We start from the raw sequence: 20528 nt of genomic DNA on the forward strand, positions 1-20528 counted from the left end.
CAACAGAAAAATACACATGCAAAGACGAGGCCGTGGAGCTGCGCCGCGCGGGCCGCGGCGGCGGGGGCGGGACGAACATCGTCGGCGCACCCGAGGTGGGGGCCGACGGCGCCGGGGCGGGCGGGCGCAGGAACGGCAGCGGGCCCGGGTCGGCGGCGAGCTCGCTGCTCGACGCCTCGGCCTTCTTCTCCGCCTTCGCCTTCTCCGGCAGGACGGTCTTGATCACCTGCGTGTCGGTCGCGTCCGGCTGTGCGGACGTCTTCTTGCCGTCCGGGGTGTGGAACAGCTCGGGCCCGAACAGGTCGAGCGGCGTCTTCGTCTGCAGCGGGTACAGCCGGTGCCGGACGTCCCGCAGCGTGATCCGCCGCCCGGGCTCCTTCGTCATGAGTGCGCTGATGACGTCGGCGAGCGGGCCGGCCTTCGGCTTGGGCACCTTCCCGTTGACGACCTTGCCGACCGTCTCCAGCGGATCGCCGTCGGCGTCGTACGGCGGCGCGCCCTCGACCGCGGCGAACAGCGTCGCGCCGAGGCCCCAGAGGTCCGCGGCCGGCGTGACGGCGCCGCCGGAGGCCACTTCCGGCGCGATGTAGGCGGGCGAGCCGAGCATGATCCCGGTGCGGGTCATGGTCGCCTCGGAGACGTTGCGGGCGATGCCGAAGTCGGTCAGCTTGATCCGGCCGTCGCTGGCCACCAGGACGTTGCCCGGCTTGACGTCACGGTGGGTGATCCCGGCGGCGTGCGCGGCCTCCAGCGCGGACGCCACGGCGATGCCGACCGCGGCGGCCTGCCCGACGGTCAGCGGCCCGTGGTCGCGCAGGATGTGCGCCAGGCTGCGCGAGGGCAGCAGCTCCATCACCACGAACGGCTGGTCGTCCTCGCGGGCGACGTCGTGCAGGATGATCACGTTGGGGTGGGAGAGCACCGCGATCGCGCGCGCCTCGCGCAGCGTGCGCTCCCGCAGCTCGTCCGCCTGCGCCGCCGGGATGCCCGGCGGCACCTTCATCTCCTTGACGGCCACCTGCCGGTGCAGGAACTCGTCGTAGGCCGACCAGACGGTGCCCATCGACCCGGAGCCGAGCACCGAACGCAGCCGGTAACGACCGGCGACCACTCGCGTCTCTTCGCTGGATGGGGGCACCCGCCAATTGTGGCGTACGGGACCGACAGTCCCTGCAGGCTGGCCCCCAACCTCGCCGCGGCCCGTCCCCGGCGCGACCAGACTCACAGGTCGAGCGCGCCGAGTGCCTCTACCATCACAGGTTATGACTGATGTGGCCGGTCCGGAGTCAGTGCCGATCTCCGAACTCGACCTCGCGGCCGAGTTCCCGCAGGCGACGCGCGCGCAGTGGCAGGAGCTGGTCGCGGGCGTCCTGCGCAAGAGCGGGAAGCTGCCGGAGGACTTCGCGGGCGCCCCGGAGAGCAAGCTCGTCACGCGGACCTACGACGGGATCGAGATCCAGCCGCTGTACACGGCCGAGGACGTCCCGGGCGACATCGGCTTCCCCGGTCTGCCGCCGTACGTGCGCGGAGCCCGCCCGGAAGGCCAGGTCAGCACCGGCTGGGACGTCCGCGCCCGGTTCACCGGCGACGACGGCCGCGCGGTCAACCAGGCGATCCTCGCCGACCTCGAAGGCGGCGTGACGTCGATCTGGCTCTCGGTGCCGCCTCCGGCACTGGCCGACGCGCTGAACGAGGTCTACCTCGACCTGGCGCCCGTGGTCCTGGACGCCGGTGCTTCGTACGAAGCCGCGGCTTCGGAGCTGCTGACGCTCTTCGACGAGCGGGAGATCCCGCCGAGCGAAGCCACCGCGGTGCTCGGCGCCGACCCGATCGGGCTGGCGGCCCGCTCCGGCACCGAAGTGCCGCTGGAACCGGCCGCCGCGCTCGCGGCGCGTGTCGCCGGGAAGTACCCGAAAGTGCGGACGATCGTCGCCGACGGCCTGCCCTTCCACGAAGCCGGCGGGTCGGACGCGCAGGAGCTGGGCGCGCTCGTCGCCGCCGGCGTCACCTACCTGCGGGCGCTGACCGAGGCCGGGCTGGCCGTCGAAGCCGCCGCCGGGCAGCTGGAGTTCCGGCTCGCCGCGACCGCCGACCAGTTCTCCACCATCGCGAAGCTGCGCGCGGCCCGCCGCCTGTGGGCGCGCGTCGCCGAGGTCTGCGGCTTCACCTCGCCGATGCGCCAGCACGCCGTGACGTCGCCGGCCATGCTGACCAGGCGTGATCCCTGGGTGAACATGCTGCGCACGACCGTGGCCTGCTTCGGTGCGGGCGTCGGCGGCGCGGACGCGGTCACCGTGCTGCCGTTCGACGCGGCGATCGGCCGTCCGGACGCTTTCTCCGCTCGGATCGCCCGCAACACCCACGCCGTGCTCCTGGAGGAGTCCAAGCTGGCCGGCGTCGCCGACCCGGCGGGCGGCTCCTGGTACGTCGAGAAGCTCACCGACGACCTCGCGCACGCCGCCTGGGCCGAGTTCACCGCCATCGAAGGCGCGGGCGGCCTGGTCGCCGAGCTTTCTTCGGGTGCGCTCGCCGGGCGGCTGGCTTCAACGTGGGAGAAGCGGTCCAAGCGGATCGCGACGCGGCGCGACCCGCTCACCGGCGTCAGCGAGTTCCCGAACCTGGCCGAGAAACCGGTGGTCCGGACGCCCGTGGAGGCCACTGTGGAAGGTGGGCTGCCGCGGCACCGGTACGCCGAAGGGTTCGAAGCCCTGCGGGACGCTTCGGACGCGTACCTCGCTTCGCACGGTGAACGGCCGAAGATCTTTCTCGCGACCCTCGGCCCGGTCGCCGCGCACACCGCGCGCGCCGGGTTCGCCGCCAACCTGTTCCAGGCGGGCGGGATCGAAGCCGTCAACCCGGGCGCGACCGACGACCTGCCCGGCGCGTTCCGCGCGTCCGGCGCCCGCGTCGCCTGCCTCTGCGGCACCGACGACGCGTATGCGGCTCAGGCGGCCGACGTCGCCGCGGCCCTCGGCGCCGAGTACGTCCTACTGGCGGGGAAGGGCTCCTACGACGGCGTGGACGGGAACGTCTTCGCCGGCTGCGACGCCCTGGAAGTCCTCGACGGCCTGCACGCCAAGCTGGGAGTTGCGCGATGACCATCCCGAACTTCGCCGGTCTCGACTTCGGCACGCCGTCACCGGGCGACCGCGACGCGTGGGCCCGCGCGGTGGAGAGCGCCACCGGCAAGGGCCCGGACGCCCTCGCCTGGGAGACGCCCGAAGGCATCGGCGTCAAGCCCGTCTACACCGCCGCCGATCTGTCCGATGTGGACTTCCTCGGCACCTACCCGGGCATCGCGCCCTTCCTGCGCGGGCCGTACCCGACGATGTACGTCAACCAGCCGTGGACCATCCGCCAGTACGCCGGGTTCTCCACCGCCGAGGAGTCCAACGCGTTCTACCGGCGCAACCTCGCCGCCGGGCAGAAGGGCCTTTCGGTCGCCTTCGACCTGGCCACCCACCGCGGCTACGACTCCGACCACCCGCGCGTCTCCGGCGACGTCGGCATGGCGGGTGTCGCCATCGACTCCATCTACGACATGCGGCAGCTCTTCGACGGCATCCCGCTCGACAAGATGTCGGTGTCGATGACGATGAACGGCGCGGTGCTGCCGGTACTCGCCCTCTACGTGGTGGCGGCCGAGGAGCAGGGGGTGAAGCCGGAGCAGCTCGCGGGGACCATCCAGAACGACATCCTCAAGGAGTTCATGGTCCGCAACACCTACATCTACCCGCCGCAGCCGTCGATGCGGATCATCTCCGACATCTTCTCCTTCACTTCGCGGCACATGCCGAAGTACAACTCGATCTCCATCTCCGGCTACCACATGCAGGAAGCCGGGGCGACCGCCGACCTCGAGCTGGCCTACACGCTGGCCGACGGCGTCGAGTACCTCCGCGCCGGCGTCGACGCCGGGCTGGACGTCGACAAGTTCGCGCCACGGCTGTCGTTCTTCTGGGCGATCGGCATGAACTTCTTCATGGAGGTCGCGAAGCTCCGCGCGGCGCGCCTGCTGTGGGCGAAGCTCGTGAAGGGCTTCAACCCTGCTTCGCCGAAATCGCTGTCGCTGCGGACGCACTCCCAGACGTCGGGCTGGTCGCTGACCGCTCAGGACGTCTACAACAACGTCGTGCGCACCTGCGTCGAGGCGATGGCCGCGACCCAGGGTCACACGCAGTCGCTGCACACCAACGCCCTGGACGAGGCCCTCGCCCTGCCGACCGACTTCTCCGCGCGGATCGCCCGCAACACGCAGCTGCTGCTGCAGCAGGAGTCCGGCACGACGCGCGTCATCGACCCGTGGGGCGGCAGTGCCTTTGTCGAGAAATTGACCTACGACCTCGCGCGCAAGGCGTGGGGGCACATCAGCGAGGTCGAGCAGGCCGGCGGGATGGCCAAGGCGATCGACGCGGGCATCCCCAAGCTGCGCATCGAAGAAGCCGCCGCGCGTACCCAGGCGCGTATCGACTCCGGTCGGCAGCCCGTGATCGGCGTCAACAAGTACCAGGTCACCGGCGACGAAGACATCGACGTCCTCAAGGTCGACAACGACGGCGTCCGGGCCCAGCAACTGGAGAAGCTGCGCCGGCTGCGTGCCGAGCGCGATTCGTCGGCGACGGAAGACGCGTTGCGACGGCTCACCGAGGGCGCCCAGCGGGGCGGCAACCTCCTGGAACTGGCCATCGACGCGGCCCGCGCGAAGGCCACGGTCGGCGAGATCTCCGACGCGCTGGAAAAGATCTGGGGCAGGCACGCCGGCCAGATCCGGACCATCTCGGGGGTGTACCGGGAGGAGGTGGGGAAGACGCAGAACGTCGAGAAGGCCCGCAAGCTGGTCGAAGAGTTCGCCGAGGAGGAAGGACGCCGTCCCCGGATCCTCGTCGCGAAGATGGGCCAGGACGGCCACGACCGCGGCCAGAAGGTGATCGCCACCGGCTTCGCCGACATCGGCTTCGACGTCGATGTCGGCCCGCTGTTCTCCACCCCGGCCGAGGTCGCCCGCCAGGCGATCGAGGCGGACGTCCACGTCGTCGGCGTCTCGTCGCTGGCCGCCGGGCACCTCTCGCTGGTGCCCGCACTGCGCCACGAGCTCGCCGAGCTGGGCCGCGAGGACATCATGGTCGTCGTCGGCGGCGTCATCCCGCCGCAGGACTACCCGGCGCTGCGCGAGGCCGGAGCGGCGGCGATCTTCGGGCCCGGCACGGTGCTCGCGGACGCGGCCATCGACCTGCTCGGCCAGCTGACGGCGCAGGAGTCCTGACCCTTGCCGCGCAGGATCGACGTCACCGCCTACGCCAAGGGGGTGCTCGCGGGCGACCGCGGGACGCTGTCGAAGGCGATCACGCTGGTCGAGTCGCAGCGTGAAGACCACCGGGGTTTGGCCCAGGAATTGCTGGTCGAGCTGCTGCCTTCTTCGGGTGGCGCGCGGCGCGTCGGCATCACCGGCGTCCCCGGTGTCGGCAAGTCGACATTCATCGACCAGCTGGGCACCGACCTGACCGCCGCCGGGCACCGCGTCGCCGTCCTGGCCGTGGACCCGTCGTCGACGCGGACCGGCGGGTCGATCCTCGGCGACAAGACCCGGATGGCGCGGCTGGCGGTGGACCCGCAGGCCTTCATCCGGCCGTCGCCGACGTCCGGAACCCTGGGCGGCGTCGCGCGGGCGACCCGCGAGACGATCGTGCTGATGGAGGCCGCCGGCTACGACATCGTGCTGGTCGAGACGGTCGGCGTCGGGCAGTCCGAGGTGACCGTGGCGAACATGGTCGACTGCTTCCTGTTCCTGACGCTGGCCCGCACCGGCGACCAGCTGCAGGGCATCAAGAAGGGCGTGCTGGAGCTCGCCGACGTCATCGCCGTCAACAAGGCCGACGGTGACCACGAACGCGATGCCCGGCGGGCGGCGCGGGAGCTGGCCGGCGCGCTGCGGATGATCTACGGGCCCGAAGCGTCGTGGACGCCCCCGGTGCTGACCTGCAGCGGCCTGCACAACCTGCGGCTCGACGAGGTCTGGGGCGCGATCGAGCAGCACCGCGACACGCTCACGGCGTCCGGCGAACTCGACGCCCGGCGGCGGCAGCAGCAGGTCGACTGGACCTGGGCGATGGTGCGCGAACAGCTGCTGGGTCGGCTGGCGGCGCATCCGGACGTGCGAACGGTCGTTCCCGACGTCGAACGGGCGGTGCGGGACGGTGAACTGACGGCTACCCTCGGTGCACAGCGGATCCTCGACGCGTTCGGTCCACCGCGTGGTGGCTGACGGGCCGGGTGTCCGCGGGCAGAATGCCTGGTCGTGGCGAAAGGATGACATGGCGAAACTGCGGGGTCTGGTCCTGGTCGCGGTGCTGGGAGCGGTGCTGTTCACCGCGTCGCCGGCGCGGGCCGAGCCGGTGCGTCCGGCCGCCGTCACGATGAGCGTGGCGCACGCGTCCGCGGCGCTGGTCCCGGCGCAGACGCAGCCCCCGGGCCCGGTACTCGACCCGGCCCAGACGGACAAGGCCAACAGCGAAAAGACCAAGAACAAGCTGATCGCGGGCCTGCTCGCGGTGGTCCTGCTCGGCATCGTGATCTGGGGGCGCAAGATCCGTTCGAAGCGGACCAAGGGGACCTGAGGTTTTCGGCTTTGCCGAACTAGCGCACGCCGTTCAACGCAGATCCGGTACCGGCCGTCTAGGACGGCCGTTTTCGAGGCGCGGCTTGCCGCCTGCATGGTGCACGATCGTCTGCAAATGCGTACGACAGATCGATCGGCACGACGCGTGACCCCAGCCGCTGCGCGGGTTACCCGTGTTGCGGGAGGAGGTGCGGCGTGACGGTGTTGGATTCACGGCCGGACGTTCCAGGCGACCCCCATGGGCGCATCATCAACCCCATGGAGGGGTCGGAGGCGCTCATTTCCGAAGCCGGCGTAAGCATGGCTCCCGTGGAGGACCTTGGTGCGGGCCGCGGCCCGTTCTGGCTGGACGACTGGCTGCGCGCCAACGCGACCGACGTGCTCGCCTGGCGGCGGCACATCCACGCGCACCCGGAGCTGTCGCGGCACGAGTTCGCGACCACGGAACTGGTCGTCACGCTGCTGCGCTCGGTCGGGCTCAAGCCGTGGGTGCTGCCCGGCGGCACCGGGGTCGTGTGCGACATCGGCAGTGGTGAGCGGTGCGTGGCGCTGCGCGCGGACATGGACGCGCTGCCGCTGACGGAGGCGACGGGCCTGCCGTACGCGTCGACGATCGAGGGCGCGGCCCACATGTGCGGCCACGACGCCCACACGGCGATCCTGCTCGGCGCGGCCCGTGCCCTGGCCGGCGCGCCGGAGCTGCCCGGCCGGGTGCGGCTGATCTTCCAGCCGGCCGAGGAGGTCATGCCCGGCGGCGCGCTGGACATGATCGCGGCGGGCGCGCTGGACGGCGTCGAGCGCATCTACGGCCTGCACGTCGACCCGCGGCTCGAGGTGGGTTCCGTCGGGATGCGCGTCGGCGCCTTGACGTCGGCCGCCGACCTGATCGAGCTGCGCCTGACGTCGCCGGGCGGCCACACGTCCCGCCCGCACCTGACGGCCGACCTGGTGCACGCGCTGGGCACGGTGATCACGTCGCTGCCCGCGGTGCTCTCCCGCCGCGTCGACCCGCGGTCGGGAACGGTCCTGGTCTGGGGAGCGGTCCACGCGGGCCAGGCGGCCAACGCGGTCCCGCAGGACGGCGTCCTGCGCGGCACGCTGCGCACGGCCGACCACGAGGTCTGGACGGCCCTGGAGCCGCTGGTGGCGTCGTCGGTGGAGTCGCTGCTGGCTCCCACCGGTGTCGGCTTCCACCTGGACTACCGCCGCGGCGTCCCCCCGGTGGTCTCGGACCCCGAGTCGACGGCCCTGATGCGCGCGGGCACCGAAGCGGCCCTCGGCGAGGGAGCGGTGGCCCCCACGGAGCAGTCCTCGGGCGGCGAAGACTTCGGCTGGTACCTGGAGCACGTCCAGGGAGCCTTCGCCCGCCTCGGCGTCTGGTCCGGCCACCCGGCCCCCCAATCGGACATCCACCGCCCCACGTTCGTCCTCGACGAGCGAGCCCTCCTCTGCGGAGTCCGAACCCTGGTCCACACAGCCCTAACCACCCTCGCCTAACCCGTGTCGTCCGCCTACGTACGCGTGTCGTCCATCTAGGTACGCGTGTCGTCCGTTTGTGCACAGGAGTTGTCCCCAGGGTTATCCACAGGCGGGTAGTTATCCACAGTCGTTGAATCAGGCTCTTCCGGAGATCACGGAAGGGCCTGATTCTTGATGCTGTGACCGGGTGGGGAGGACGGCATGGTGCGGCTTCGCGTCGACGTGCCGTGGAGGTAATGGGGCAGCGTGCAGTGCGTGAGGCGTTGGCCAGCGGCTTGCTGGCGCAACCGTGGCGAGGCGTCGTCATGCGCTCGAGCGATGCACTGAAACTGAGGACGAGAGCTGAGGGAGCCCTGTTGGCGGTGGGTCAACCTGCAGTGTTGTCCGGCCCCACATCGCTTGCCCTGCATGGGATTTCGGCGTCAGCATGCGCGAGCATTCACGTCACGGTGCCCTATGAACGCCGGATCAAGTCAAAGCCCGGCCTCGTCGTTCACCAGGGCTACTACCGGCCGACGGACGTGATCGAAATCGACGGGCTTGCCACGTTTCCGATTGACCTCGCGTTGGCGGAGTTCCTCTGTGATGGTGATCGGCGAACGGCGTTCGCCGCTGTGGACGAGTGGCTCCGAACCTTGCCGCCGGACCACGACGGGAAGCTCCGGGAGAACATTCGGGACCGTCTCGAAGACCGTCGGGATCGACGAGGTATCCACAGGGCTCTGACACTGTTGGAACTCGCCACCGGCAAGGCCGAGTCGCCCCCGGAGAGCGTCCTGAGACTGATCGTGGTTGAGGCAGGGTTTCCCGTACCGGAGCCGCAGTACGAGTTGGCAGCCGTTGACGGTCGACTTCTCTACCGGCTTGACATGGCCTGGCCATCCCGGCGTATCGCCCTGGAGTACGACGGTTACGCGGCACACGAAGATCGAGTTGCCTACGACGCCGAGCGAGACGCCCGTATGGCGGCGCGTGGCTGGATCACGATTCGCGCCGTTGCTGCGGATCTTCGCGACTCGAGTCGGCTACTGCGGGACCTCGGCGAGGCGTTCCGGCTCCGCTCCACCTAGACGTCGTACCAACCGGACGACACGCGTACTCAGATGGACGACACGAGTTAGCCGGTTATGCCGGAGCAGGGGCGGGTGCGGAGGTCGTCGACGTAGTCGGCCGGGGCGCCGGCCGCCTCGGCGGCGTCGGCCAAGACGCCCAGGTAGCGGGCGGACGGGAGGCCGCCTTCGTAGCCGTCCAGGACGTACAGCCAGGCCAGGACCGAGCCGTCCATGGTCTGGACCCGGAGGCGGATCTTCGAGTGGATCCCGAGCTCGCCGCCTTCCCAGCGGTCCAGCCCGGTCTCGTCCAGCGGGGTGACGTCGTAGAGCACGACGAACACCCGCGATCCGGGGTCCTCGACGATCGTGGCCAGGGCACCTTCCCAGCCGATATCTTCTCCGCCGAAAGTCAGGCGCCACCCCTCCAGCCAGCCGGAGCCGGCCATCGGGGAGTGGGGCGCGCGCTCCAGCATCTGGGCGGGCTCCATGTTCGATCCGTACGCGGCATACAACGGCACGACTACAGCGTAGCGACACCTTCCTCACCCGAGTGGACGCACTCGCCGTGTTCGCCCACTTCAGTGTCCGGTCACCTTCGCCGCGTACGGTGAGAGCACCGCACGGACTGCCAGAGGAGGACCCAGGTGACCAGGATCGTGATCATGGGCGGGGGCCCGGCCGGCTACGAAGCCGCGCTGGTCGCAGCCCAGCACGGGGCCGACGTCACGATCGTCGAGCGGGACGGCCTCGGTGGCGCCTGCGTCCTCTACGACTGCGTCCCCTCGAAGACGTTCATCGCGAGCTCCGGCGCCCTGGCGAAGATGCACGACCTCGGCGAGCTCGGCATCAACACCGACATGGCCGACACCAGCATCGACCTCCCGACCGTCCACGGCCGGGTGAAGGGGCTCGCCCTCGCCCAGTCCGCCGACATCCGCGCCCGCGTCCAGCGCGAAGGAGTCCGCGTCATCGCCGGCGAGGCCCGCTTCTGCGACGAAGAGCCCGGCCTGGCCACGCACAAGGTCGCCGTCACGACGAAGGACGGCACCGAAAAGCTGCCCGCCGACGTCGTCCTCATCGCCACCGGCGCCACCCCGCGCGTCCTGCCCGGCGCCGTGCCGGACGGCGAGCGCATCCTCGACTGGCGCCAGCTCTACGAGCTCCAGGAGCTGCCGGAGCACCTCGCCGTCATCGGCTCCGGCGTCACCGGCGCCGAGTTCGCGTCCGCCTACACCGAGATGGGCGTCAAGGTCACCGTCGTCTCCAGCCGTGACCGCGTCCTCCCGCACGAAGACGCCGACGCCGCCGCGGTGCTCGAGGAGGTCTTCTCGCAGCGCGGCACGACCGTCGCGAAGCAGGCGCGCGCCGACCGCGTCGAGCGCACCGAAAAGGGCGTCGAGATCTTCCTCGCCGACGGCCGCGTGATCGAAGCCAGCCACGCGCTGATGACCGTCGGGTCGGTCCCCAACACCAAGGACATCGGCCTCGACAAGGTCGGCATCTCGCCCGGTCCCGGCGGGTTCATCACCGTCGACCGCGTTTCGCGCACCTCCGTTCCCGGGATCTACGCCGCCGGCGACTGCACCGGCGTGCTCATGCTGGCCTCGGTGGCGAGCATGCAGGGCCGCATCGCGATGTGGCACGCGCTGGGCGAAGGCGTCGCGCCGATCAAGCTCAAGACCGTCGCCGCCAACGTGTTCACCCACCCGGAGATCGCCACCGTCGGCATCAGCCAGCAGGCGATCGACTCCGGCGAGGTGCCCGCGCGCACCATCATGCTGCCCCTGGCCACCAACGCGCGCGCGAAGATGGAGGGCCTCCGCCGAGGCTTCGTGAAGCTGTTCTGCCGCCCCGCCACCGGCGTGGTCGTCGGTGGTGTCGTCGTGGCGCCGCAGGCGAGCGAGCTCATCCTTCCCATCGCGCTCGCCGTCCAGAACCAGCTCACAGTGGACCACCTGGCACTGACATTTTCGGTGTACCCGTCGCTCTCGGGCTCGATCACCGAGGCCGGGCGCCAGCTCATGCGCCACGACGATCTCGACTGATCCGGCACGCAACCCGGGCGCACCCGTCGCGTCTTGTCGGTTGTAAGGCTGAAGGACGCGAAGGGTGCGAACGTGCGCAAGACGGTGGTTTTCGTTGCGGCAGCGGTGATCGGCGCGACGGCGCTGACGGGATCGGCGATGGCGCAGAGCACCGGCCCGACGCCGAGCACGAGCGCGAACGCGAAGGCAGGCAGCGTCCAGCTCAACGTGAACACCGCGATCAACCAGACGCTGGTGGACAAGTACGTCCGCGACGCACCGAACGTGGCGCTGGCGAAGTGCGAGGGTCCTTCGCCGGCGTTCTCCTCGCCGGCGCTGACCTTCACCAACTACACCCCCGGCCCGTTCATGGGCGCCGACGCGAACATCAGCGCCGACGCCGAGCTCAAGCCCGGCACCGAGGCGGGGACGTACCCGCTGACCGTGACCTGCGGCGGCCAGACCTACACCACGCAGTTCACGGTGCCGGCCGCGCAGGTCGCGAAGGTGCCCTCCGGCGCCGCGAAGGCCGGCGACGGCAGCATGGCCGGTTGATTTCCCGGAAACGCCACGACCACCCCGGAGTCCTGCTCCGGGGTGGTTTTTTTAATGTCTCAGGCAACCTCTCCGCAGGTGGAGCGTCTTTCGAAGCACAACTCCCGGGGGAGGGAAAATGTTGCGAACGAAAAAGATCTTGGTTGTCGCCGCCGTTTCCGGTGGATTGCTGCTCTCGGCGCCGGCGGCCTTCGCGGCCACGCCGGCCGGGCACGCGGGGAACCCGAAGGCCTATCTCCGCGTCATGCCGAACGCGGCTCGCCCGGGTGCGAAGGTGCAGATCCGGCTCGGCTGCGAAGCCGGGAGCACGCGCGACCTGGCGTCCCAGGTCCTCACGATCGGCGCGCTCCGGCGCGTCGGCCCGCAGAATGATCCCGCCAAGGCCCCCGCCGCGGCCGCGGCGGCGACCGTGACGCCGGCGAAACCCGGCGTCTACCAGGTGTCGTTCTCCTGCGGCGGCGCGGAACTGACCACGAAGTTCACCGTCCTGGGTGAACGTCGGCAGGTCGCGAAGGTACCGTCGGGAGCGCCGCAGACCGGTGGCGGCCCGGTCGGCCACGGGCCGCTCGCCGCTGCGGGCGCCATGGGCGTGCTGGCCGTCGGCGGTGGTGGTCTGGTGCTGGCGCGGCGGTCGTGGCGACGCTGACCGCGGCCCGGCTCAACCGTCCGGCCCCACCGGACGTGTGGCCCGTGAGCGAGGAGGGGAGAGCATGAGCACGAGGAGCGCGGGCAGCAGACGAGGCTTCCTGATCGCCCTGGTCGTGGCGTTGGTGGCCGCGCTGGTGGTCCTGGCGCTGACGCTCGGCGGGCACCGCGACCCGGGCACCGCGCAGCCACCGCCCGCCCAGCCGGTCGCGGTCGACCCGGCGCCCCGGTCAGGCAGCCAAGACGCCGTCGCGGCGCTGCCCAAGGTCGAGCCCGTCTCGATCGACATCCCGAAGATCGGCGCGCACTCGTCGCTGGTCCCGCTCGGCCTCAACCCGGACAACACCGTCGAGGTGCCGCCGGTGACCACGCCGCTGCAGGCCGGCTGGTACACCTACGCGCCGACGCCGGGCGAGACCGGCCCGGCCGTCGTACTGGGGCACGTCGACGGCAACCACCAGAAGGGCATCTTCTTCCGCCTCAAGGAGCTGGCCCCCGGCGACCGGGTCTCGATCGCCCGCAAGGACGGCACCACGGTGGTGTTCGAGGTGACGAAGGTGCACCAGGTGCCGAAGAAGGACTTCGAGGGCGAAGGCGTCTACGACGACACGGCCGGTCCCGAGCTGCGGCTGATCACCTGCGGTGGCGTCTTCGACCGGAACGCGCACAACTACGTCGACAACATCGTCGTCTACGCCCGCCTGGTCCAGGCCTGATTTTCGGTTTTTGTCGGTGCCCGGTGCCAGACTGTCCCGGTCGTCACCAGCGGCGGCACAGACGAGGGGTTGGGAGTCGGCATGGTGTTCCGGGACGAAAGATGGCCCGACGGTACGCCCGGCTGGGTGGACCTGATGGTGCCCGATCAGGCGAAGGCGATCGCCTTCTACAGCAGCCTGTTCGGCTGGGACGTGCACCGGGGCGGTGAGGAGACCGGCTTCTACGGCATGGCGGAGCTGCGGGGACGCCCGGTCGCCGGCATCGGCCAGACCCCACCCGGCCAGGACATCCCGCCGTTCTGGACGACCTACCTCGCGGTGTCCGATGTGGACCGGACGGCCGCGGCCATCACCGAGGCAGGCGGGCGGATCGTCATGCCGGTGATGGAGGTGATGAAGGAGGGCCGGATGGCCGTCGCGGCCGATCCGGCGGGCGCGGTCTTCGGCCTGTGGGAGGCCGGGAACCACATCGGCACGCAGGTCACGGCGGCCCCGGGCACGCTGGCCTGGAACGACTGCATGAGCCGTGACTACGCGGCGGCGAAGCCGTTCTACGAGGAGATCTTCGGCTACGGCTTCCAGGACATCTCCGGCGACGACTTCACGTACGCGGTGGTGCTCATCGACGGGCGCCCGGTCGGCGGCCTCGGCGCGATGCCCGCATCGGTGCCACCGGAGGTGCCGTCGTACTGGGGGGCGTACTTCTGGGTGGCGGACGCCGACGCGAGCGCGGCCAAGGTGGCCGAGCTCGGCGGCACGGTCGACGGGAAACCGTTCGACTCGCCGTACGGGCGGCAGGTGCGGGTCGCCGACGACCAGGGCGTGCCGTTCATGGTCATCGCCCCGAACGAGCAGTCGGGCGAGCCGGAGGGCTGGGAGGTGTGAAGGGACGGGCCGGGAGAGCCACGAGGCGGCACCCCCGGCCCTCGCCGGTCAGTCCTCTTCGGAGACCCAGTCGAAGGTCTTGGTGACGGCCTTCTTCCAGTTGCGGTACTCGCGCTCGCGGCGGGCGTCGTCCATCGACGGATCCCACTGCTTGTCCTGGGCCCAGTTGGTGCGGATGTCGTCCTCGGACTTCCAGAACCCGACGGCGAGACCGGCGGCGTACGCGGCACCCAGCGCGGTGGTCTCGTTGACCACCGGGCGGATCACCGGCACGCCGAGGATGTCGGCCTGGAACTGCATGAGCAGCTCGTTGACGACCATGCCGCCGTCGACCTTGAGCGACTTCAGCGGGACTCCGGAGTCGGCGTTCATCGCGTCGATGACCTCGCGCGACTGGAAGGCCGTCGCCTCCAGTACCGCGCGGGCCAGGTGGCCCTTGTTGACGAACCGGGTGAGCCCGACGATCGCGCCACGAGCGTCGGAGCGCCAGTAAGGAGCGAACAGGCCCGAGAACGCCGGGACGAAGTACGCGCCGCCGTTGTCCTCGACGCTGCGCGCGTGGTCCTCGATCTCGGCCGCGGTCGTGATCATGCCGAGGTTGTCGCGCAGCCACTGCACCAGCGAACCGGTGACGGCGATGGAGCCTTCCAGCGCGTAGATCGTGTCGTTCGAGCCGATCTTGTAGCAGACCGTGGTGAGCAGCCCGTTCTGCGACATCACCTTTTCGGTGCCGGTGTTGAGCAGCATGAAGTTGCCGGTGCCGTAGGTGTTCTTGGCCTCGCCGGGCGAGAGGCAGGCCTGGCCGAACGTCGCGGCCTGCTGGTCGCCCAGGATGCCCGCGATCGGGACGCCGGCCAGCGCGCCCTTCTCGCGGACCTTGCCGTACTCCTCGGACGAGGAGCGGATCTCCGGCAGCATCGAAAGGGGGATGCCCATCTCGCCGGCGATGTCGGCGTCCCACTGCAGGGTGTCGAGGTCCATCAGCATGGTGCGGGAGGCGTTGGTCGGGTCGGTGACGTGCACGCCGCCGTCCGTCCCGCCGGTCATGTTCCACAGCACCCAGGTGTCCATGTTGCCGAAGATCAGGTCACCGGCCTCGGCCTTCTCGCGCGCGCCCTCGACGTTGTCCAGGATCCACTTGATCTTGGGGCCGGAGAAGTAGGTCGCGAGCGGGAGGCCGACCTTGTCGCGGTAGCGCTCCTGGCCGCCGCCGAGGTTGCCGAGCTCGGTGACGATCTTGTCGGTGCGGGTGTCCTGCCAGACGATCGCGTTGTACACCGGCCGGCCGGTCGTCTTGTCCCAGACGAGTGCGGTTTCGCGCTGGTTGGTGATGCCGACGGCGGCGATGTCCTTGGCGGTGAGGTCGGCCTTGGCCAGCGCGCCCGCGGCGACCCGGCGGGTGTTCTCCCAGATCTCTTCCGCGTTGTGCTCGACCCAGCCGGCGCGCGGGAAGATCTGCTCGTGCTCGCGCTGGTCGACCGAGACGACGCGGCCCTCGTGGTTGAAGATCATGCACCGGGTCGAGGTGGTGCCCTGGTCGATCGCGGCTACGTACGAAGTCATGTGTGCTCCCGGAATTGGCGTCGGAGGAGGCGATCAGGTCAGGTTGTGGACGGCGAGGTAGACGAGCGCGGCGAGGGCGCCGCCGGCCAGCGGGCCGACGACGGGGATCCACGAGTAGCCCCAGTTGGCGTTCGCCTTGTTCCGGATCGGCAGCAGGAAGGCGTACGCGATGCGCGGGCCGAGGTCACGGGCCGGGTTGATGGCGTACCCGGTCGGCCCGCCGAGCGAGGCGCCGATCACGAGCACCACGAACGACACGCCCGCGTAGCCCAGCGCGGAGTTGCCGAAGGTCGGCGTGCCGCCGTCGCCCATGGCGTAGGTGGGGCTGAGCAGGATCCACACGACCAGGACGAAGGTGCCGATGATCTCGGTGACGAGGTTCCACGCGGTGTTCGGGATCTGCGGTCCGGTGGAGAAGATGCCGAGGGTGTTCTCGGGCTCGGGGTGGTCGTCGAACTGCAGCTTGTAGGTGGCCCAGCAGAGCACCGCGCCGATGATGGCGCCGGCCATCTGCCCGATGATGTAGAAGGGCACGTCGGCCCACGGCGTCTTGTCGGCGATGGCGAGCCCGAGGGTCACCGCCGGGTTCAGGTGCGCGCCGCTCGGCGCGGCGATGCTGGCGCCGGTGAAGACCGCGAACGCCCAGCCGAGGTTGATGAAGAGGAATCCCGCGTTGTGACCGTTGTTCTTGCGCAGCACGTGGTTGGCCACCACGCCGTTGCCGAGCAGGATCAGCGTCGCCGTTCCCAGTAGTTCCCAGACGATTATTGCTCCAGCACTCACCGCTGCACCTCCACACTGGACACTCTGCGCAGGGTCGATCACGGCGTGCCACGGCACCGTTGCCGACCCACGTCCGCGCGACGTTACCGGGGCGTAGAAGCTAACTCCAAGCGCCGCGCAGCCGAATCTTTTCAAGATCGCGGAGGGTTACGCCACAAGTGTCATCCGTGGACGGGCGGATGATCACCGGGTCGTGCGATGCTGGAAGCCTCGCCGGCACGAGGAGGAAGTCACGTGGCTCAGCACGCAGCGGAGACCAACCCGGCTCGACTGGGCCCGGTCAAGCGGGAAGAGACGTGGCAGCGGCTCGGCAAGGAGACGTTCGACCTCGTCGTCATCGGCGGCGGCGTGGTCGGGGCGGGCACGGCGCTGGACGCCGCGACGCGCGGCCTGCGGGTCGCGCTCGTCGAGGCCCGCGACCTCGCGTCCGGGACGTCGAGCCGGTCGAGCAAGCTCTTCCACGGCGGCCTGCGGTACCTGGAGCAGCTCGAATTCGGCCTGGTCCGGGAGGCGCTGCGCGAGCGCGAGCTGATGCTGACGACCATCGCGCCCCACCTGGTGAAGCCGGTGAGCTTCCTGTACCCGCTGACGCACCGCGTCTGGGAACGGCCGTACACCGCGGCGGGCCTGCTGATGTACGACACGATGGGCGGCGCCCGCAGCGTCCCGGGGCAGAAGCACCTGACCCGCGCGGGCGCGCTGCGGATGGTGCCGGCGCTCAAGCGGTCGGCGCTGATCGGCGGGATCCGCTACTACGACGCGCAGTCCGACGACGCCCGCCACACGATGACGGTGGCGCGGACGGCGGCGCACTACGGCGCGGTCGTGCGGACGTCGACCCAGGTCGTCGGGTTCCTGCGCGAAGCCGACCGGGTGTCGGGCGTGCGCGTGCGCGACGTCGAGGACGGCCGCGAAACGGAGATTTCGGCGGCCGCGGTGATCAACTGCACCGGCGTCTGGACCGACGAGCTGCAGCGCCTGTCGGGCGGCCGCGGCCGGTTCCGGGTGCGCGCGAGCAAGGGCGTGCACATCGTCGTCGCGCGCGACCGGATCGTCTCGGAGTCGGGGATGATCCTGCGCACCGAGAAGTCGGTGCTGTTCGTCATCCCGTGGCGCAACCACTGGATCGTCGGGACGACGGACACCGACTGGGAGCTCGACCTGGCCCACCCGGCGGCGACGAAGCACGACATCGACTACATCCTCGAGCACGTCAACACGGTCCTCGCGACACCGCTGACCCACGACGACATCGAAGGCGTGTACGCCGGCCTTCGCCCGCTGCTGGCGGGGGAGAGCGAAGAGACGTCGAAGCTGTCACGCGAGCACGCGGTGGCGAGGGTGGCCCCGGGCCTGGTGGCGATCGCGGGCGGCAAGTACACGACGTACCGGGTGATGGCGGCGGACGCGGTCGACGCGGCGGCGGTGGACCTGCCGGGCCGGTCCCAGCCCTCGATCACGGACAAGGTCCCCCTCCTGGGTGCGGACGGTTACCACGCGCTGGTCAACCAGGCCGATCACCTGGCGGCGGAGCACGGCCTGCACCCCTACCGGGTGAGGCACCTCCTGGACCGTTACGGCTCACTGGTCCACGAGGTCCTGGCCACGGCGGAGGGCCGCCCGGAGCTGCTGAAGCCGATCGAGCACGCCCCGGACTACCTGGGCGTCGAAGTGGTGTACGCGGCTTCGCACGAAGGGGCGCTGCACCTGGAGGACGTCCTGGCCCGCCGGACGCGCATCTCGATCGAGTACGCGCACCGGGGAGTGGACTGCGCCGAGCAGGTCGCGGCGCTGGTGGGCGAGGTCCTGGGCTGGTCGCCCGAAACGGTGAAGCACGAGATCGAGGTCTACCGGGCCCGGGTGGAGGCGGAGCGCAAGTCCCAGTCCCAGCCGAGCGACGAGGCAGCGGACGCGTTGCGGTCGGCGGCTCCGGAGGCCCGCGCGGGCATCGTGGAGCCGGTGAGCTGAGGTCCTCCCGGGGGTGAACCCTCGGGAGACCCCGTCATCGCGGGATTTTCGCCGACGCGGTGGCGGTCAAGCTCAGCAGTTCGCGCAGCACCTGCGCGGCGATGTCGGCGAATGACCGCTGCTCGTCCTCGCGGATCCACTGGGTGAACGCGATCGCGAACACGGTGGAGCCCGACTCCGCGGCCAGGGTGGCGGCCACCTCGTCGACGCCCCGGCGGCGCAGGGCGCCGGCGACCGTGGTGGCGATGCTGGCGAGCTTGTGCCGCTCGCGTTCCTGCAGCGCCGGGTTCTGGTCGATGACCGATTGCCGGAGCCGGGAGTGGGCGCGGCGCTCGGCCGGGAAGGCGGACGTCGCGGTCTTCAGCGCGGAGGCGACGATCTCGATCGGGGACGCCTCCGGTGGCGCCGCGTCGACACCGGCGAGGAACGCTTCCGCCAGCAGCTGCTGCCCGTGGAAGAGGACCTCGCGCTTGTCGCTGAAGTGGCGGAAGAAGGTGCGCTCGGTCAGGCCGACGGACTCGGCGATCTCCGTGGCGGTCGTCTGCTCGAACCCGCGCGAGGCGAACAGCTCGAGAGCGGCTTTCTGAAGCCGCTCGGCAGCTCCCGGTTCCCAGCGCACCATGCGAGCGAGTGTAGTGATGACAGCGACTGACTTGAAGTGTACGTTGATGTCTGTGACTGACGTCAGTCACGGACATCAGCCGCTTCGCCCCATCGCGGAGCCGTCGGAGGAGATCACCCATGCACGTTTTCGTCACCGGAGCATCCGGCTGGATCGGCTCGGCCGTCGTCACCGACCTGCTCGGCGCCGGCCACGAAGTGACCGGGCTGGCCAGGTCCGAAGCGTCCGCCGCCGCGGTGGCGGCGAAGGGCGCCCACGTTCGCCGCGGTGACCTGGACGACCTGGACGGCATCCGCGCCGGCGCCAAGGACGCCGACGCCGTCATCCACCTCGCGAACAAGCACGACTTCGCCAACCCGGCCGTCTCGAACGCGGCCGAGCGCGCCGCCGTCCAGACCATCGGCGACACGCTCGCGGGCACCGGCCGCCCGTTCCTGCTCGCCTCCGGTGTCGCCACCCTCGCCCAGGGCCGGCCCGCCACCGAGGACGACGCCTCCCCGTTCCACGGCGCCGACTCGCCGCGCGGCGGGAGCGAAAACCTCGCGCTCGAGTTCGCCGACCGCGGGGTGCGCACCGTGAGCCTGCGCTTCGCGCCGAGCGTCCACGGCACCGGCGATCACGGGTTCATCGCCATCCTCGCCGCGATCGCCCGCGAGAAGGGCGTCTCCGGCTACCCCGGCGACGGCACCAACCGCTGGGCCGCCGTGCACCGCACCGACGCCGCCCGGATGGTCACCCTCGGCCTCGAGACGGCACCGGCGGGCACCCGCCTGCACGCCGTCGCCGAAGAAGGCGTGCCGACCCGCGAAATCGCGCAGGCGATCGGCCTCGCGTTCGACCTGCCGGTCGCCTCGATCCCCGCCGACGACGTCCCGGCCCACTTCGGCTGGATCGGCACCTTCTTCGCCATGGACCTCTCCGCAACCAGCACCGCGACGCAGAAGCTGCTCGGCTGGACGCCCGGCGGGCCGACTCTCGTCGACGACCTCGCCGCGGGGGCGTACTCGGTGTAGGCGCTGGTCGAGAGCCGTCCGCCGGTCAGGACGTCCGGTGCCACCGGATCAACCGCTCACCCGTCGGCGCTCGCTCGGGCTCCGGGCCGACCAGCGTGAACCCGCAGCGGTCCGCCACGATCGCCGAAGGCGCGTTGCTCTCCTCGTACCGGTAACTCACCTCGGTCAGCCCCAACCCGCCGAAGCCGAACCGCAGCGCCGCGTTCAACGCCGTTGTCGCGATTCCCTTGCCCCGCTCCGCCGGGTGGACCCAGATCGTCGCCTCCGCGTACGCCGCGTCCAGGTTCAGCTCGCGCAGCCCCACCTCGCCCAGCAGCCTCCCCGAGGTCGGCTCCGCGATCGCCCAGGAACAGCGCTCGTCGCCGGCCCACTGGGCCGCGCGCAGGGCCACGTACTCCGTGGCCTCGTCCAGCGTGCGCAGCCGGTAGTTCAGCACGTACTTGCGGTGCGTCGGATCGGCGAACGCCTCCATCAACAACGGGCGGTCGTCGATGTGGCGATCGGCGCGCAGCTGGCGCAGGTAGTACGTGCCCGCGTTGATCTCCACCGGTTCCACTCCACCCAGCCTAGCCAGGCCGGGAGCACACCGCCCCCGGCCTGGCGATCA

General features: G+C 70.6%; 19 protein-coding genes. 13 read left to right on the forward strand and 6 right to left on the reverse strand.

The window, feature by feature from the left end; all coding sequences use genetic code 11:
• The coding region (locus tag ACFVYA_RS29740) for a serine/threonine-protein kinase (protein WP_387049744.1) at window positions 1-1063 on the reverse strand (1063 nt) is incomplete at its 3' end.
• Between the two features lie 199 nt (window positions 1064-1262).
• Between ACFVYA_RS29740 and ACFVYA_RS29745 the strand changes: the two genes are divergently transcribed.
• The 6 genes from ACFVYA_RS29745 to ACFVYA_RS29770 all read left to right on the forward strand — a co-directional run bounded on the left by ACFVYA_RS29745 (window position 1263) and on the right by ACFVYA_RS29770 (window position 9165).
• A complete protein-coding gene (locus ACFVYA_RS29745) occupies window positions 1263-3098 on the forward strand; it encodes a methylmalonyl-CoA mutase family protein (RefSeq protein WP_387049651.1) in 1836 nt (611 codons plus the stop codon).
• Window positions 3095-5263: a methylmalonyl-CoA mutase gene (scpA, locus tag ACFVYA_RS29750; RefSeq protein ID WP_387049653.1), complete on the forward strand. Its 2169-nt coding sequence runs from the start codon at window positions 3095-3097 to the stop codon at window positions 5261-5263. The genes ACFVYA_RS29745 and scpA overlap by 4 nt, the downstream gene beginning before the upstream one ends.
• A 3-nt stretch (window positions 5264-5266) precedes the next feature.
• Window positions 5267-6262 carry a methylmalonyl Co-A mutase-associated GTPase MeaB gene (gene meaB / locus ACFVYA_RS29755; RefSeq protein WP_387049655.1) on the forward strand — a complete coding sequence of 332 codons (996 nt, stop codon included), beginning with the start codon at window positions 5267-5269 and terminating at the stop codon, window positions 6260-6262.
• Between the two features lie 49 nt (window positions 6263-6311).
• A complete protein-coding gene (locus ACFVYA_RS29760; protein WP_387049657.1) occupies window positions 6312-6614 on the forward strand; it encodes a hypothetical protein in 303 nt (100 codons plus the stop codon).
• A gap of 197 nt (window positions 6615-6811) precedes the next feature.
• Window positions 6812-8113, forward strand: a complete 1302-nt coding sequence (locus ACFVYA_RS29765) for an amidohydrolase (RefSeq protein WP_387049658.1) — start codon at window positions 6812-6814, stop codon at window positions 8111-8113.
• A 218-nt stretch (window positions 8114-8331) separates the two neighbouring features.
• Complete coding sequence (locus ACFVYA_RS29770) at window positions 8332-9165, forward strand: hypothetical protein (protein WP_387049661.1); 834 nt, start codon at window positions 8332-8334, stop codon at window positions 9163-9165.
• A gap of 47 nt (window positions 9166-9212) precedes the next feature.
• Here ACFVYA_RS29770 and ACFVYA_RS29775 read toward each other — a convergent pair whose 3' ends face one another.
• Window positions 9213-9665, reverse strand: coding sequence for a gamma-glutamylcyclotransferase (locus ACFVYA_RS29775; RefSeq protein WP_387049662.1), 453 nt, complete (start codon window positions 9663-9665; stop codon window positions 9213-9215).
• 126 nt (window positions 9666-9791) lie between these two features.
• On the opposite strand from ACFVYA_RS29775, the gene ACFVYA_RS29780 reads away from it, so the two are divergent.
• From ACFVYA_RS29780 to ACFVYA_RS29800, 5 genes are all read left to right on the forward strand, one after another.
• Entirely contained in the window at window positions 9792-11192 is a 1401-nt protein-coding gene (locus ACFVYA_RS29780; RefSeq protein WP_387049664.1) for an NAD(P)H-quinone dehydrogenase, read from the forward strand.
• Window positions 11193-11264: 72 nt separating this feature from the next.
• Entirely contained in the window at window positions 11265-11726 is a 462-nt protein-coding gene (locus ACFVYA_RS29785) for a hypothetical protein (protein ID WP_387049666.1), read from the forward strand.
• Window positions 11727-11844: 118 nt separating this feature from the next.
• Complete coding sequence (locus tag ACFVYA_RS29790) at window positions 11845-12372, forward strand: hypothetical protein (protein ID WP_285988295.1); 528 nt, start codon at window positions 11845-11847, stop codon at window positions 12370-12372.
• A 64-nt stretch (window positions 12373-12436) separates the two neighbouring features.
• Window positions 12437-13087, forward strand: a complete 651-nt coding sequence (locus ACFVYA_RS29795; protein WP_387049668.1) for a class F sortase — start codon at window positions 12437-12439, stop codon at window positions 13085-13087.
• Window positions 13088-13168: 81 nt separating this feature from the next.
• Window positions 13169-13972: a VOC family protein gene (locus tag ACFVYA_RS29800; protein ID WP_387049670.1), complete on the forward strand. Its 804-nt coding sequence runs from the start codon at window positions 13169-13171 to the stop codon at window positions 13970-13972.
• A gap of 48 nt (window positions 13973-14020) precedes the next feature.
• Here ACFVYA_RS29800 and glpK read toward each other — a convergent pair whose 3' ends face one another.
• Window positions 14021-15535 carry a glycerol kinase GlpK gene (gene glpK / locus ACFVYA_RS29805; protein WP_387049672.1) on the reverse strand — a complete coding sequence of 505 codons (1515 nt, stop codon included), beginning with the start codon at window positions 15533-15535 and terminating at the stop codon, window positions 14021-14023.
• A gap of 33 nt (window positions 15536-15568) precedes the next feature.
• The gene (locus ACFVYA_RS29810) at window positions 15569-16318 is read right to left on the reverse strand and encodes an MIP/aquaporin family protein (protein WP_285988299.1); all 750 of its coding nucleotides are present in this window, start codon (window positions 16316-16318) and stop codon (window positions 15569-15571) included.
• A 198-nt stretch (window positions 16319-16516) separates the two neighbouring features.
• Here ACFVYA_RS29810 and ACFVYA_RS29815 point away from each other — a divergent pair, with 198 nt between their 5' ends.
• Complete coding sequence (locus ACFVYA_RS29815; protein ID WP_387049675.1) at window positions 16517-18286, forward strand: glycerol-3-phosphate dehydrogenase/oxidase; 1770 nt, start codon at window positions 16517-16519, stop codon at window positions 18284-18286.
• 34 nt (window positions 18287-18320) lie between these two features.
• Here the strand turns inward: ACFVYA_RS29815 and ACFVYA_RS29820 are convergent, their stop codons facing one another.
• The gene (locus ACFVYA_RS29820) at window positions 18321-18908 is read right to left on the reverse strand and encodes a TetR family transcriptional regulator (protein ID WP_387049676.1); all 588 of its coding nucleotides are present in this window, start codon (window positions 18906-18908) and stop codon (window positions 18321-18323) included.
• 119 nt (window positions 18909-19027) lie between these two features.
• Between ACFVYA_RS29820 and ACFVYA_RS29825 the strand changes: the two genes are divergently transcribed.
• Window positions 19028-19921, forward strand: a complete 894-nt coding sequence (locus tag ACFVYA_RS29825) for an SDR family oxidoreductase (RefSeq protein ID WP_387049678.1) — start codon at window positions 19028-19030, stop codon at window positions 19919-19921.
• A gap of 25 nt (window positions 19922-19946) precedes the next feature.
• Here ACFVYA_RS29825 and ACFVYA_RS29830 read toward each other — a convergent pair whose 3' ends face one another.
• Window positions 19947-20477, reverse strand: coding sequence for a GNAT family N-acetyltransferase (locus tag ACFVYA_RS29830; protein ID WP_285988303.1), 531 nt, complete (start codon window positions 20475-20477; stop codon window positions 19947-19949).
• Between the last annotated feature and the right edge of the window lie 51 nt (window positions 20478-20528).

This window comes from Amycolatopsis sp. NPDC058278, assembly GCF_042881395.1.
Taxonomy (GTDB): domain Bacteria; phylum Actinomycetota; class Actinomycetes; order Mycobacteriales; family Pseudonocardiaceae; genus Amycolatopsis.

What these genes read in the sequence shown, in the direction of transcription:
- ACFVYA_RS29815 (WP_387049675.1), top strand. Translation starts at nt 16,517, where the DNA reads ATGCTGGAAGCCTCGCCGGCACGAGGAGGAAGTCACGTGGCTCAGCAC.
- scpA (WP_387049653.1), top strand. Translation starts at nt 3,095, where the DNA reads ATGACCATCCCGAACTTCGCCGGTCTCGACTTCGGCACGCCGTCACCG.
- ACFVYA_RS29770 (WP_387049661.1), top strand. Translation starts at nt 8,332, where the DNA reads ATGGGGCAGCGTGCAGTGCGTGAGGCGTTGGCCAGCGGCTTGCTGGCG.
- glpK (WP_387049672.1), bottom strand. Translation starts at nt 15,535, where the DNA reads ATGACTTCGTACGTAGCCGCGATCGACCAGGGCACCACCTCGACCCGG.
- ACFVYA_RS29760 (WP_387049657.1), top strand. Translation starts at nt 6,312, where the DNA reads ATGGCGAAACTGCGGGGTCTGGTCCTGGTCGCGGTGCTGGGAGCGGTG.
- ACFVYA_RS29800 (WP_387049670.1), top strand. Translation starts at nt 13,169, where the DNA reads ATGGTGTTCCGGGACGAAAGATGGCCCGACGGTACGCCCGGCTGGGTG.
- ACFVYA_RS29790 (WP_285988295.1), top strand. Translation starts at nt 11,845, where the DNA reads ATGTTGCGAACGAAAAAGATCTTGGTTGTCGCCGCCGTTTCCGGTGGA.
- ACFVYA_RS29795 (WP_387049668.1), top strand. Translation starts at nt 12,437, where the DNA reads ATGAGCACGAGGAGCGCGGGCAGCAGACGAGGCTTCCTGATCGCCCTG.
- ACFVYA_RS29745 (WP_387049651.1), top strand. Translation starts at nt 1,263, where the DNA reads ATGACTGATGTGGCCGGTCCGGAGTCAGTGCCGATCTCCGAACTCGAC.
- ACFVYA_RS29820 (WP_387049676.1), bottom strand. Translation starts at nt 18,908, where the DNA reads ATGGTGCGCTGGGAACCGGGAGCTGCCGAGCGGCTTCAGAAAGCCGCT.
- ACFVYA_RS29825 (WP_387049678.1), top strand. Translation starts at nt 19,028, where the DNA reads ATGCACGTTTTCGTCACCGGAGCATCCGGCTGGATCGGCTCGGCCGTC.